Origin of the sequence: Streptomyces sp. NPDC057694 (assembly GCF_042799415.1) — a bacterium.
In the GTDB taxonomy this organism is placed as follows: domain Bacteria; phylum Actinomycetota; class Actinomycetes; order Streptomycetales; family Streptomycetaceae; genus Streptomyces.
This window is the reverse complement of the sequence record NZ_JBHVIX010000019.1, coordinates 24,096-36,725: the sequence shown is the minus strand read 5'-3', so window position 1 is coordinate 36,725 and position 12,630 is coordinate 24,096. Positions and strand designations below refer to the sequence as shown.

The following is a 12,630-nucleotide window of genomic DNA, read 5'->3' as shown; positions in this document are numbered from 1 at the left end:
AACAAGGACACCCCCCCGGTTTTGGGGGGGGGGGGTGGGGGGGGGGGGGGGGGGGGGAGGGGGGAGGGGGGGGGGGGGAGGGGGGGGGGGGGGGGGGGCTGTTCCCCCCCCCCCCCACCAAAAGGGGTGAACGGGCGTAACTTTCGCGTGCGCGTGACGTTCTGTCGCGCTAAGGGATCACCCCGCTACGGAACGCTACGAAGCGTCAAGCGTTGGGGTAGACCCAGGGGTTGGGCTTGCAGGTGATCCCGTCGAAGGTCAGGAACTTCGTCTGCTGCTGCATCACGGGTGCCAGTGCGCCGTCCTGCGAGCAGGTGACGTGGTTGTAGCCGAGCCGGTGACCGACCTCGTGGTTGATGAGCATCTGCCGGTACGGGTGGATGGCGCTGCCGTGGAGCACGTCGTCGTACGTCTTCGAGCCCTGTGCCCACCGATAGGCGTTGATCATCACGCGGTCGGTGGCGGCCGAGTCGCACGACACGTTGTCCTCGGTCGTGTCGAGGCCCGACTTCGCGCACCAGTCCGCCGTGGTCCCCGGGCTGGCCAGCGTGATCACGAAGTCCGGCTTGCCGGAGGAGATCCGCTCGAAGGTGCGGGCGCCGTCGTGGGCCCAGCTCCGCTTGTCGTTCAGGGTCTTCTGCACGGCCTGCGCGAACAGCCCGCCGTCGAGCCCGAGCCCCTTCTCCACATCGACGCGGTAGCGGAACTTCTGCCCGCGGCCCGGCGCCTTGTCGAAGCCGTCGACCGCGGCGAACTTCCCCGACGCCTTCAGGTCCGCCTTGAGCGGGTACTTCTTGGCCATCTTCTGGTCGTACGTCGCCGGGGCGGCCTGCGCGGTCTTCGACGGCGTGGCCCGGTCGTCCGAGCGGGACGCCGAGCCGTCGTGGACGCGCGCGCCGTCCGCCGACTTCGACGAGAGGTCACCGGACGACCCGCCGTCCCGGTCGGCGACCTGGCCCGCGACGACGACGGCGAGCACGGTGGTGACGGCCGCGGCGGCGATACCGGTGAAGGTGAGCCCCTTGCCGCGCTTCTCCCGTCCGCCGTTCGCCTCGGCCGGCGCGGCGCTCTCCCGGCCCGCACCGGCTCCCGAGGCGTCCGCCTCGGGGGCGTCGTCGTCGGCATCACCGTGGGCATGGGTGTGGGCGTCCCAGTCCGTGACGGAGGCGTACGCGTCACGGCGCGCGGGCGCGTCGAACGCGTCGACGTAGTCCTGGCGGGGACGGGCCGATCGCGGATGCGGCACCGTCGGCGTCCCTGCCGCCGGGGTGGCCGCGGCGCGCGGCCCCGTCCGGGGCTCACCCCGCGTGTCGGACCGCGTCCCGGCGACGGATCCGGGGGCACCCCAGCCGCCGCCCGACTCCCGCTGCTCGGGGTGGCCGCCCCGGACGGACGGGCCTCCCGGCCGCGCGGACGTACGGGCTGACTGGGTGGCGCCCTCCGGCGCGGCGGCCCTGCGTCGGCGCCCGGGGCCCGGGCCCTCCGGCGGCCCTTCGCGCGGCGCGGGCGGTACTGGTATGTCGGCGGTGTCGCCGTTGTCTGCCGGCCCTCGGCGGCTGTGCCGTCCCACTCGCCGCCTCAGCTCCCCAACTTCGATCGATGCGTCGTACTGTCCGGCCTGTCCGGCCTGTCCGGCGCGTCCTGCGCCCCGGATCCGCCCTGCTCCCCCGACTCCCCAGGCTCCCCCTGGTCACCCGGCACCCGCCGCGCCCCGTTCAACGCCTCGCAATCCGCGAGGAGTTCCCGGAACGCGGTCGCGACCGTGTCCGGATATTCCATCATCGCGACATGCCCCGCGTCGGGGAGCGTGAGGAGGCGCGACTCCCGGAAGGTGCGCGCCGCGCGCGCCGCCATCCGGTAGGAGACGAGCTGGTCCCGTCCACCGTAGACGAGCAGTGTCGGCGCCTGCACACGGCCCGCCTGACTCCACAGACCGTGCCGGCCGCCGAGCGTGTACGCGTTCACGACTCCGCGCGCGGAGCGGGCCATCGCGTCCCAGAAGTACGGCAGTCCCAGCCGCCGTTCCATCTCCTCGACCGCGGCCCGGAAGCCCTCCGGCGTGACGCGGTTCGGGTCTCCGTAGCAGAGCGCCATGACGCCGCTCACGCGCTGCTCGGCCGTCCACTCCTTGGTGAGCCGGGTGAAGAGCGCGGCCACTCCGGGCACCGCGAGCAGTCCGGTCGGCAGGGCGGTGCGCTGGACCCGGATCTCCGGCAGCGCGGGCGACACCAGCGTCAGCGTGCGGACGAGGTCGGGGCGTACGGCGGCGACGCGGGTGGCGACGGCGCCGCCCAGCGAGTTCCCGAAGAGGTGTACGGGGCCGCGGCGCTCGGCGTCGAGATAACGGATGACCGCGCGCGCGTGCCCGGTCACCGAGTAGTCGCCGTCGTCCGGTGGCGGTGAGTCGCCGAAGCCGGGCAGGTCGACGGCCTCACCGTCGACGATGTCCTCGAGGCGCGGCATCAGCGCCGACCAGTTCTGCGAGGAGCCGCCGAGACCGTGGACGTAGAGCGCGGGCGGCAGCCCCTCCCGCGTCCCCGGCCGTGACCGGACCGCCAGTGTCAGCCCCGGCAGACCGGCCGAGCGCAGTCTCTCCCCCTCCGCGACCTGAACGGCACCCGGCTTGGGTGCCACAGCGGCGACGGCGGGAGGCACACGCGGCGAATCGGTCGAAGGCATGCGGCATATGTTACGAGGTGATCACACTGAGGATCGTGTGTTCGCCGTCACAGATCGCACACAGCTCTCCCCAAAGCTCTTTCCGTCCCCGCCGGGAAGGCCGGACACCTGGCGGGCAAGAACCAGGCATGAGCCGGGACAAGAGTGTGACAAGAGATCGCATAGCGCCCCGATCGGGTGTCTCCTACGCTCGATAACGGGCACCCGCCCGCGCACGGACAAGTGAGGAAGGGAGCCACCGATGACGGTCGACCCGAGTGACCCCGGGACTTTTTCGGACAACCGCCCCACGGAGATCGGCGTGGAGGAGCCGGAGGCCGACGCCGCCGAGCAGTCCACCGAGCTGACTCCCGGGCAGGACGACGTGCCGGCCGCCGTGGCCGACCCGGACAGCGCCGACGAGGCGGACCGGGTGGAACAGGCGAGGGTGGTCGCGCTCGATGAGGACGACTATCGGTGATGCGGGTGGTGCGCGTGGTGTCCGAGGTGCCGGTGGCGTCGCCGTCGCATCCGCCGACCCACAGATCGGTATGCGCCACTTTGCACACACAGGGCCGCTACAGGCGGCTTTCACAGACGTCCGGTCCGTGAAATTCTGCGCTCGCACCGCGCACATCCTGGTTACCCAAAAGTACGATGACGGCGCGGCGCACACCGCAACGGACGATATTGGGAGGCGGCGTGACAGCCATCGAGCAGACTGAGGCAGCGCGCCCCAAGGGCACACGCCTGCCGCGCCGTGCCCGACGCAATCAACTTCTCGGCGCGGCACAGGAAGTGTTCGTCGCGCAGGGCTACCACGCGGCCGCGATGGACGACATCGCCGAGCGTGCCGGCGTCAGCAAGCCGGTCCTCTACCAGCACTTCCCGGGCAAGCTGGAGCTCTACCTCGCCCTGCTCGACCAGCACTGCGAGTCCCTGCTGCAGTCGGTGCGCACGGCGCTCGCGTCGACGTCGGACAACAAGCAGCGCGTGCAGGCGACCATGGACGCGTATTTCGCGTACGTCCAGGACGAGGGCGGCGCGTTCCGCCTCGTCTTCGAGTCGGATCTGACGAACGAGCCGGCGGTGCGCGAGCGCGTCGACCGGGTCAGCCTGCAGTGCGCCGAGGCCATCTCGGACGTCATCGCCGAGGACACCGGCCTGTCCAAGGACGAGTCGATGCTGCTCGCCGTGGGGCTCGGCGGCGTCTCTCAGGTCGTCGCCCGCCACTGGCTGTCCAGCCAGAGCCCGGTGCCGCGCGACAAGGCGGTGCAGCTGCTCACCTCGCTGGCCTGGCGCGGTATCGCGGGGTTCCCGCTGCACGGCACGGACCACCACTGAGCCCACCCGTCACCCACCGTCCCGTTTTGTTCCCGTTCCGCTGTTCGCTCTTGGCGTGCTGCCGGGACGCCGGGAGCGTCGGCCGGGCGGGCTAATCTTTGCTGCGTACGGCGCGGTAGTCCGCGCACATCACGGATCGTCGGAGGGACAAGGCCGTGGAGGTCAAGATCGGCGTGCTGCACACGCCCCGCGAGATCGTTCTGGAGAGCGGCCAGTCCGCCGAGGAGGTCGAGAGCGCGGTGTCCGCGGCGCTGTCCGGCAAGGCGCAGTTGCTCTCTCTGGCGGACGAGAAGGGCCGCAAGATCCTCGTCCCGGCCGACCGTCTCGCCTACGTGGAGCTGGGCGAGCCCGCAGTGCGAAAGGTGGGCTTCGGCCCGCTGTAGAGCAGGGAAGCACGTCAGGAGGGGCCCGTCGGCAGCACGCCGTCGGGCCCCTTTTGACGTTCACCGGCGCCCGGTCCCGGGAGTTCACAGGGCGGGCACAGGCGGAGCACACGAGGAGGATTGCGTTCCGGGTACCGGGGGTAGACCGGCTAGGACCGATTTGCACCTACTGGCCGCGCGGGAGGGACCCTCACCATGCTTCTTGAAGCCTTTGGCTCCGCACTGCTCGGTCTGGCCCTCGCCCTGGCCGCGGGCCGCCGTCTGCCGCACCGCCTGCCGTCGCGCACGCTGGTGCTGCCGACCGGGATGGCCGGCGCGCTGTTCGGGGCGTTCGTCACCCACACGTCGCTGGGGCCCGGCCATGTGCTGGCCACGCTCGGCGGCTCGGTCGTGATGTCGGCGGCCCTGCTGTCGCTGCTGCTGCGCCCTACCCGAAGCAGAGCGCACCAGCTCACGACGTCCGCTTAAGGCGCGAGCGGCCTGAGCCGCACGCACCGACGCCCGAGCATCAAGCGGCGAGCCCGAGAGCCGCCATCCGCTTGGTGTGCGCCTCGGTGATCCGCGAGAACATCCGGCCGACCTCGGCCAGGTCAAAGCCGTCGGCGACGCCCCCGACCAGCATCGTCGACAGGGCGTCGCGATCGGCGACCACCCGCTGGGACTGCGACAGGGCCTCGCCCATCAGCCGCCGCGCCCACAGCGCGAGCCGGCCGCCGACGCGCGGCTCGGCCTCGATGGCGGCGCGCACCTTCTCGATGGCGAACGACGCGTGCCCGGTGTCGTCGAGCACGGCGAGCACCAGCTCGCGGGTGTCCGAGTCGAGCCGGGCCGCGACCTCCCGGTAGAAGTCGGAGGCGATCGAGTCGCCCACGTAGGCCTTGACCAGGCCCTCCAGCCAGTCCGACGGGGCGGTCTGCTTGTGGAAGCCGTCGAGGGCGCCGACGAACGGGTCCATCGCCTCGGTCGGCTCCGCGCCGACCGCCGCGAGCCGGTCGCGCAACTGCTCGAAGTGGTGGAACTCGGCGGAGGCCATCTTCGCCAGCTCGGCCTTGTCGGCGAGCGTCGGCGCCAGCTTGGCGTCCTCGGCCAGCCGCTCGAACGCGGCCAGCTCGCCGTACGCGAGCGCGCCGAGCAGGTCGACGACGGCGGCGCGGTAGTTCTCGTCGACGGACGCGGTGGCCCAGTCCTGGGCGGCGATCCCGGTCGGAGCGTCGGCCGCGGCGTCGGTCGCCGCCCCGGTCGCTTCAGTGGCGGGCGTGGCGTTGTCAGGCGTCTCCATGAAGCGCACAATAGCCCGCTCACCGTCGCGGGGAAGTCCCTGGTCAAAGAGTGTGACGACGGCTACGTGACCAAATCGGCCATCGCACATGCGCGTTTCCGGGGTATGGTGGTAAAGAGCCCGCCGAGTGCAAGCCGCTTTGCCCCCCATCGCAATGGCGCTTGTACGCAGATGCGACGGGCCGCACGAATGAGGATGCCCGGTCGGTGGCCCGATCGGCTCCGACCCGACAGCCCTCCGGGTCGTACGTCACGAGACGTACGGATCGAGGAGGGACCCTCAGCGGCACGAGCGCTCGAGCGTCGGCAGTGGTCCCGCGCCACCCGGTCCCACCGCAGCAGCGGATCAGGACCGGCGTACCAAAGGCACGGCACTGGCACGGTCAAGACCCCCGCGTTCGCCTCGCACCGCACCTCACAGAAGAGGCAACACCCTGACTACGCAGACTTCGACATTCCGTCAGCTCGGCATTCTCCCCGAGACGGCAGAGGCCCTTGAGGCAGTCGGCATCATCAATCCGTTCCCCATCCAGGAGATGACCCTCCCCGTAGCCCTCTCGGGCTCGGACGTCATCGGCCAGGCCAAGACCGGTACGGGCAAGACCCTCGGTTTCGGTCTGCCGCTCCTTGAGCGCGTCACCGTCCCCGCGGACGTCGAAGCCGGCCGGGCCACGCCCGAGCAGCTCACCGACACCCCGCAGGCCCTCGTCGTCGTCCCGACGCGCGAGCTGTGCCAGCAGGTGACCAATGACCTCCTCACCGCCGGCAAGGTGCGCAATGTGCGCGTCCTCGCCATATATGGCGGTCGCGCCTACGAGCCCCAGGTCGAGGCCCTCAAGAAGGGCGTCGACGTGATCGTCGGCACCCCGGGCCGACTGCTCGACCTCGCGGGCCAGAAGAAGCTGAACCTCTCGCACGTGAAGGCGCTCGTCCTCGACGAGGCCGACGAGATGCTCGACCTGGGCTTCCTGCCCGACGTCGAGAAGATCATCAAGCTGCTGCCGGCGAAGCGTCAGACGATGCTGTTCTCGGCGACCATGCCGGGCGCCGTCATCGGCCTGGCCCGCCGGTACATGTCGCAGCCCACGCACATCCGCGCCACGGCGCCGGACGACGAGGGCGCGACGGTGCGCAACATCGCGCAGCACGTGTTCCGCGCGCACAACATGGACAAGCCCGAGATGGTCTCGCGCATCCTCCAGGCCGACGGCCGCGGGCTCGCGATGATCTTCTGCCGTACGAAGCGGACGGCAGCCGACATCGCCGACCAGCTCAAGCGGCGTGGTTTCGCGTCCGGCGCGGTCCACGGCGACCTGGGCCAGGGCGCCCGTGAGCAGGCGCTGCGCGCGTTCCGCAACGGCAAGGTGGACGTGCTGGTCTGCACGGACGTCGCCGCGCGCGGTATCGACGTCGAGGGCGTCACGCACGTCATCAACTACCAGTCGCCCGAGGACGAGAAGACGTACCTCCACCGCATCGGCCGCACCGGCCGCGCGGGCAAGAAGGGCATCGCGATCACGCTGGTCGACTGGGACGACATCCCGCGCTGGCAGCTGATCAACAAGGCCCTCGAGCTGAACTTCAACGACCCGGTCGAGACGTACTCGTCTTCCCCGCACCTCTACGAGGAGCTGAGCATCCCGGCCGGCACCAAGGGTGTGCTGCCGCGTGCGGAGCGTACGCGCGCCGGGCTCGAGGCCGAGGAGATCGAGGACCTGGGCGAGACCGGTGGCCGTGGCGCTTCGCCGCGCGGTGGCCGCGGTGGCCGTCCGTCGCAGGACCGCGACCGCGACCGTTCTCGCGACCGGGACCAGGGCCGTGGCGAGCAGGAGCGTGAGCGTTCCGCCCGTACGCCGCGCCGCCGTCGTCGCACCCGCAACGGCGAGCCGGTCTCCGCGGAGGCCGCGGCCACGGCCGCTCCGGTCTCGCCGGTCGCCGAGGACTCCTCCGCGCCGACCGAGCCGCGCACCCCGCGCCGCCGTCGCCGCACGCGCAACGGTGCCGCCGCTGCCGTCGCCCCCACCGCCGCCGAGGCCGTCGTCGAGACCGCCGAGGCTGTCGTCGAGGCCGTCGCCCCGGTGATCGAGGCCGAGGTTCCCGCCCAGCCGCGTCGTCGTACGCGCAAGAAGGCGGAAGCGGTCGTCGACGCGGTCGAGCCTGTGCAGACGGTCGAGGCCGCCGAGCCGGTCGCGGAGACCAAGCCCCGCCGCACCCGCAAGAAGGCGGAGGCCGCCGTCGAGACGGCCGAGGCCGTCGAGGCCAAGCCCGCGCGGACCCGCACCCGCAAGAAGGCCGAGCCCGTCATCGAGACGGTCGAGGCCACGGCGGAGCCCGTCGCCGAGACCAAGCCCCGCCGCACCCGCAAGAAGGCGGAGGCCGCCGTCGACACCGCGGAGGCCGTCGAGGCCAAGCCCGCGCGGACCCGCACCCGCAAGAAGGCCGAGCCCGTCGTCGAGACGGTCGAGGCCACCGCGGAGCCCGTCGCCGAGACCAAGCCCCGCCGCACCCGCAAGAAGGCCGTGGCGGCCGTCGAGACGGCGGAAGCCGTCGAGGCCAAGCCCGCGACCCGTACGCGCAAGAAGGCAGCGGCGGCCCCCGTCGAGGCCGCGGAGCCGGTCGCGGAGACCAAGCCCCGCCGCACGCGGAAGAAGGCCGTGGCGGCCGTCGAGACGGCCGAGGCCGTCGAGGCCAAGCCCGCGACCCGTACGCGCAAGAAGGCAGCGGCGGCCCCCGTCGAGGCCGAGGCCGCTACGGAGACGAAGCCGCGCCGCACCCGCAAGAAGGCCGTGGCGGCGGTCGAGGCCCCCGAGGCCTGAGCACATCGGTAGCAGGCCCGGGTTCCGCATCATGCGGAGCCCGGGCCTTCGCCATGTCGCCGCGGTGCGGCCCACCACGTAATCTCACGGCATGAGCAGGCCCTCCACCTTCACCCCGCCGCCCGGCACCCGCGCGCACCGACTGGCCACCGACAGGGGCGAGTTCGCCACCCTCGTCGGGGAGCCGGAGTCGGGGTCCGTGCGCGGCACCGTGCTGCTCCTCCCCGGGTTCACCGGCAGCAAGGAGGACTTCGTCGCGCTGCACGGGCCGCTCGGCGCGGCCGGCTACCGCACCGTCTCCGTCGACGGGCGCGGACAGTACGAGACGCCCGGCCCCGCGGACGACGAAACCCCTTACGCACAGGCCGAGTTGGCCCGCGACGTGCTCGCCCAGGTCGCGGCGCTCGACGTGGCGCGGGTGCATCTGCTGGGGCACTCGCTCGGCGGGCTCGTCGCGCGGGCGGCGGTCATCGCGGACCCGGCGCCGTTCGCGTCCCTGACCCTGATGGCATCGGGCCCTGCCGCCGTCACCGAGCCCCAGCAGCAGCGCGTCAAGCTGCTCCGGGACGCGCTGGCCGCCCTGGACATGGCGCAGGTCTGGGACGCCATCCAGGCCCTCGACGCCGTCGACGACGTGGCCGATGTGCGCGGCGACGACGGCCGGGACGATCTGCGGCGACGCTGGATGCACAACAGTCCGGCCCAACTCATCGCCACCGGGCGACAGTTGTGCACCGAGCCGGACCGGGTCGAGGAGCTGGCCGCGCTCGCGCCGCCGGTGCACGTCCTGTCGGGCGAGCGCGACGACACCTGGCCCGTGCCGCTGCTCGACGACATGGCGCGGCGCCTCGGCGCCGAGCGCTCCGTGATCACCGGGGCCGAGCACTCCCCCAACACCGACCGCCCCCTGGAGACGGCCAAGGCCCTCGCGGCCTTCTGGGACCGGCACCCCGCACGCTGACAAGCGCGCCGAAAAAGCTAGTACTGCGCCTGCACATGACTCCAGAACCCGTCGCGCAGCGCCCGGCGCAGGTCCGAGTGGCCACGCAGCGAGTACTGGAGCATGGCCTCGGCCTCGATCAGCAGCTCCTGGTCGACCGGGCCCGGCAGGTAGGGGTGGCCCTGCAAGATGTGCACGAAGGCGTCGGTGCCGCGCTCGGCGAGCCAGCGGGCGGCGATCTGCGCCCCGACGAACCGGACCTGGTCGCGGGTGGGACGGGGCTGGCCGGCGTTCTCGTGCTCGTGGTTCTCGTACGCGGGTGTGACGCGGCGCGAGACGTACGGCTTCACGAACCCGAGGTCGAGGGTGCGCTGGCTGTCGACCTCCCACAGCAGCGGCTCGGCCTGGTTGCGGCCCTCGGGCGCCTCGATGCCCCAGAGGTGGACGCGGGCGCCGTAGCCTTGCGCCGCCTCGACGGCGGAGACCAGATCCTCGTCGCCGCCGAGCAGGGCCGCGTCGCTGATGGCGCGGTGCCGGGCCAGTGATTCGAGGTCGCTCCTGATGAGGGAGTCGACGCCCTTCTGCTGGTTGTTGGCGTTCAGGTTCCCCAGGCGCACCTTGACGTCGGGCAGCTCGGCGATCGACTGCTGCTCGGCGGTGTGGATGCGGCGGCGGGCGCCGTCGTACCAGTAGACGCGGAGCAGCCGGCTGTCCGCGAAGATCGTGCGGGCCTTGTCGATGAGCGCGTCGATGACCCCCTCGGCGTCGAGGTCGAAGGCGCGCCGGTCCTCGGTGCCCGTGACGAGGCGTCCGGCGGCAGCGTAGAGGTAACCGGCGTCGACGAAGATCGCGTGCGTCGAGGGTGTCTTCGCCACTTCGGCGAGCATCCGTCTGAGCAGGTCGTTCGTGGCATCGAGACGGGCTGCGAGGTCGGGCGAGGGGGTGTCGTCGTTCATCGCCTCCATTGTCCCGGCCGTCACGCCGCGTGCACAACCGGTCCCGCTACTAGCTAGTAATTAGTTTCTCGAAAAATTTCTTTAGCGTAGGGAATGTTTGCAGGGGGCAACCCGTTGTACCCATATAGAACGCGGGGCTCCCTAGCCACGCAATCCACTCTTAACGGGCAGGCAACCGCCTGGCCGTACGGCAGGACGAGACTGAAGTCCTGCACCAGCAGTTCTCCTTCAGGAGGATGACCAGACGAAGGGAGAAGCCCTTGCGCTTCGAAATCATGCGACTCGACGACGTCGACGGCACCGCCGTGGACTCCACCGTCGTGGACGCCGCCTCCGTCAACCGGATCGTTCAGCAGGCGGCGGCCATCGGGCAGCGCCTCTACATCCGCCCGGCCGAGTCGTCCGCCTCGTAACAGCGCGGCGGCTCAACACACTTCGAAGCCCCCGTACGCATCGTGCGTACGGGGGCTTCGCATGTCCGCGGGTCCGCAGATCCCGGGCCGGGCGGTCAGCCGGCCCGGATCACCTGGGTGACGCCGTTGATGATCTGCTGCACGGCGATCGCGGAGAGCATCATGCCCGCGAGCCGGGTCACCAGGACCACACCGCCGTCCTTGATCACGCGGATGATCACCAGTGAGTACCGCATGACCACCCAGAGCACGACATGGATGGCGATGATCGCCGTCCAGACGGAGACCTGGGTCGAGAACGAGTCCGCCTTCTGCACGGCGAGGATGACGGAGACGATCGCGCCGGGACCGGCGAGCAGCGGCATGCCGAGCGGGACGAGGGCGACGTTCACGTCCTTCGTCTGCTTCGGCTCGTCGGTCTTGCCGGTGAGCAGGTCGAGCGCGATCAGCAGCAGGAGCAGCCCGCCGGCGATCATCAGGGCGGGCACGGAGACATGCAGATAGTCGAGGATCCGCTGCCCGAGGACACCGAAGACGGCGATCACGCCGAAGGCGACGCAGACGGCCTGGAAGGCCATCCGCTTCTGCACCTTGGCGGGGCGGCCCGCGGTGAGGGCGAGGAAGATCGGAGTGATTCCGGGGGGATCCATGATCACGAAAAGCGTGAGGAAGAGGGATCCGAAAACGGCGGCGTCGAACACAGTGGGGCTTGCCTTGCGGTGCGAGGGACGATCGGGCGTGCGGGCGCACCCGCTCGGACGCGGGCACGCTCAAAGGTGTGCGGTGAGCACGAAGGTGTGCGGTGAGCACGAAGGTGTGCGGTGAGCACGGGAGAAGGGGGCCGTGGGCAACGTACGCGACGTGCGTACGCGCACCGGTCAGGCGCGGCGTCCGCCGGCGCCCGGCACCGGGAAGGCGCCGGTGGCCCGGCGGGTGATCTCCCCGTAGATCTCCGGGTCGGTGGTGTACTCGCCGAGCACACACGTCTTGCGGCTGCCGTGGTAGTCCGAGGAGCCGGTGGTCAGCAGCCCGAGGTCGGCGGCGAGACCGCGCAGGTGGTCCCGGGTCTCCGCGTCGTGGTCCATGTGGTCGACCTCGATGCCGTCGAGTCCGGCCTCGGCCAGCTTCGCGATCGATGGTTCGGGGATCGTGCGGCCACGCTTGGCGGCGCCCGGGTGCGCGAAGACGGTGACCCCGCCCGCGGCCTTGACCAGCCGGATCGCCTCGAAGGGGTCGGTCTCGTGCTTCGGCATGTAGGCGCGGGCGCCGTCGGCCAGCCAGTGCTCGGTGAAGGCGTCGGAGACCGTGTCCACGACGCCGAGCTCGACGAGCGCGGAGGCGATGTGCGGCCGGCCCACCGAGCCGTCCCCGGCGATCCGGGCGACCTGCTCCCAGGTGACGGGCACACCGAGGTCGTTGAGCTTGGCGACCATGCCCTTGGCGCGCGGGACACGGTCGTCGCGGACCAGCTCGCGCTCGGCGAGCAGCTCGGCGTTCTCGGGGTCGAACAGGTACGCCAGCATGTGCATGCTCACGCCGTCGAGGCGGCAGGAGAGCTCGGCGCCGGTGACCAGCGTCAGGCCCTCGGGAAGCGCGGCGATCGCCTCGACGTGCCCGCGCGTGGTGTCGTGATCGGTGAGCGCGACGACGTCGAGGCCCTGCGCGGCGGCGTTGCGCACCAGCTCGGCCGGGCTGTCCGTGCCGTCGGAAGCGGTGGAGTGGGTGTGCAGATCGATGCGCACGGCTGCGTACTCCAGGCTCGGACGGGACGGAAGGGACCGCTTCAGGATACCGGGGCCCGAGAACACTTCCGTCACGGCCGATCCGAGCCTCGGCCCCTTA

Annotated in this window: 12 protein-coding genes and 1 pseudogene; 7 read left to right on the top strand and 6 right to left on the bottom strand. The window is 71.4% G+C overall.

Features of this window, described 5'->3' with window-relative positions; genetic code table 11:
• Positions 1-205: 205 nt before the first annotated feature.
• Positions 206-1,570 carry a DUF3152 domain-containing protein gene (locus tag ACFVDP_RS31485; RefSeq protein WP_383497209.1) on the bottom strand — a complete coding sequence of 455 codons (1,365 nt, stop codon included), beginning with the start codon at positions 1,568-1,570 and terminating at the stop codon, positions 206-208.
• An 8-nt stretch (positions 1,571-1,578) separates the two neighbouring features.
• A complete protein-coding gene (locus ACFVDP_RS31480; RefSeq protein WP_383497206.1) occupies positions 1,579-2,679 on the bottom strand; it encodes an alpha/beta fold hydrolase in 1,101 nt (366 codons plus the stop codon).
• 241 nt (positions 2,680-2,920) lie between these two features.
• Here ACFVDP_RS31480 and ACFVDP_RS31475 point away from each other — a divergent pair, with 241 nt between their 5' ends.
• From ACFVDP_RS31475 to ACFVDP_RS31460, 4 genes are all read left to right on the top strand, one after another.
• Positions 2,921-3,139, top strand: coding sequence for a hypothetical protein (locus tag ACFVDP_RS31475; RefSeq protein WP_383497203.1), 219 nt, complete (start codon positions 2,921-2,923; stop codon positions 3,137-3,139).
• Between the two features lie 221 nt (positions 3,140-3,360).
• The gene (locus ACFVDP_RS31470) at positions 3,361-4,002 is read left to right on the top strand and encodes a TetR/AcrR family transcriptional regulator (RefSeq protein ID WP_383497200.1); all 642 of its coding nucleotides are present in this window, start codon (positions 3,361-3,363) and stop codon (positions 4,000-4,002) included.
• 155 nt (positions 4,003-4,157) lie between these two features.
• A complete protein-coding gene (locus ACFVDP_RS31465; protein WP_383497197.1) occupies positions 4,158-4,385 on the top strand; it encodes a DUF3107 domain-containing protein in 228 nt (75 codons plus the stop codon).
• Positions 4,386-4,580: 195 nt separating this feature from the next.
• Complete coding sequence (locus ACFVDP_RS31460) at positions 4,581-4,853, top strand: hypothetical protein (protein ID WP_383497194.1); 273 nt, start codon at positions 4,581-4,583, stop codon at positions 4,851-4,853.
• A 40-nt stretch (positions 4,854-4,893) separates the two neighbouring features.
• On the opposite strand, the gene ACFVDP_RS31455 is transcribed toward ACFVDP_RS31460, so the two are convergent.
• The gene (locus ACFVDP_RS31455; RefSeq protein WP_383497192.1) at positions 4,894-5,673 is read right to left on the bottom strand and encodes a ferritin-like fold-containing protein; all 780 of its coding nucleotides are present in this window, start codon (positions 5,671-5,673) and stop codon (positions 4,894-4,896) included.
• A 180-nt stretch (positions 5,674-5,853) separates the two neighbouring features.
• Between ACFVDP_RS31455 and ACFVDP_RS31450 the strand changes: the two are divergent.
• Together ACFVDP_RS31450 and ACFVDP_RS31445 are read left to right on the top strand one after the other, a co-directional pair.
• Positions 5,854-8,479 (top strand): annotated as a pseudogene (locus ACFVDP_RS31450) (DEAD/DEAH box helicase).
• A gap of 91 nt (positions 8,480-8,570) precedes the next feature.
• Positions 8,571-9,440 (top strand): alpha/beta fold hydrolase, encoded by an 870-nt coding sequence (locus ACFVDP_RS31445; RefSeq protein ID WP_383497189.1) that lies wholly within the window; start codon positions 8,571-8,573, stop codon positions 9,438-9,440.
• A 17-nt stretch (positions 9,441-9,457) separates the two neighbouring features.
• On the opposite strand, the gene ACFVDP_RS31440 is transcribed toward ACFVDP_RS31445, so the two are convergent.
• A complete protein-coding gene (locus ACFVDP_RS31440) occupies positions 9,458-10,384 on the bottom strand; it encodes an NYN domain-containing protein (RefSeq protein ID WP_383497446.1) in 927 nt (308 codons plus the stop codon).
• Between the two features lie 251 nt (positions 10,385-10,635).
• Between ACFVDP_RS31440 and ACFVDP_RS31435 the strand changes: the two genes are divergently transcribed.
• Positions 10,636-10,788 carry a hypothetical protein gene (locus tag ACFVDP_RS31435; protein WP_306317966.1) on the top strand — a complete coding sequence of 51 codons (153 nt, stop codon included), beginning with the start codon at positions 10,636-10,638 and terminating at the stop codon, positions 10,786-10,788.
• 95 nt (positions 10,789-10,883) lie between these two features.
• Here ACFVDP_RS31435 and ACFVDP_RS31430 read toward each other — a convergent pair whose 3' ends face one another.
• Both ACFVDP_RS31430 and ACFVDP_RS31425 read right to left on the bottom strand, forming a co-directional pair.
• Positions 10,884-11,489, bottom strand: coding sequence for a MarC family protein (locus tag ACFVDP_RS31430; RefSeq protein ID WP_383497186.1), 606 nt, complete (start codon positions 11,487-11,489; stop codon positions 10,884-10,886).
• 177 nt (positions 11,490-11,666) lie between these two features.
• Positions 11,667-12,530, bottom strand: coding sequence for a PHP domain-containing protein (locus tag ACFVDP_RS31425; protein WP_383497444.1), 864 nt, complete (start codon positions 12,528-12,530; stop codon positions 11,667-11,669).
• Positions 12,531-12,630 lie beyond the last annotated feature (100 nt).

Excerpts from the sequence above, each read along its gene's own strand:
- ACFVDP_RS31440 (WP_383497446.1), bottom strand. The coding sequence starts at position 10,384 with ATGGAGGCGATGAACGACGACACCCCCTCGCCCGACCTCGCAGCCCGT.
- ACFVDP_RS31445 (WP_383497189.1), top strand. The coding sequence starts at position 8,571 with ATGAGCAGGCCCTCCACCTTCACCCCGCCGCCCGGCACCCGCGCGCAC.
- ACFVDP_RS31460 (WP_383497194.1), top strand. The coding sequence starts at position 4,581 with ATGCTTCTTGAAGCCTTTGGCTCCGCACTGCTCGGTCTGGCCCTCGCC.
- ACFVDP_RS31475 (WP_383497203.1), top strand. The coding sequence starts at position 2,921 with ATGACGGTCGACCCGAGTGACCCCGGGACTTTTTCGGACAACCGCCCC.
- ACFVDP_RS31480 (WP_383497206.1), bottom strand. The coding sequence starts at position 2,679 with ATGCCTTCGACCGATTCGCCGCGTGTGCCTCCCGCCGTCGCCGCTGTG.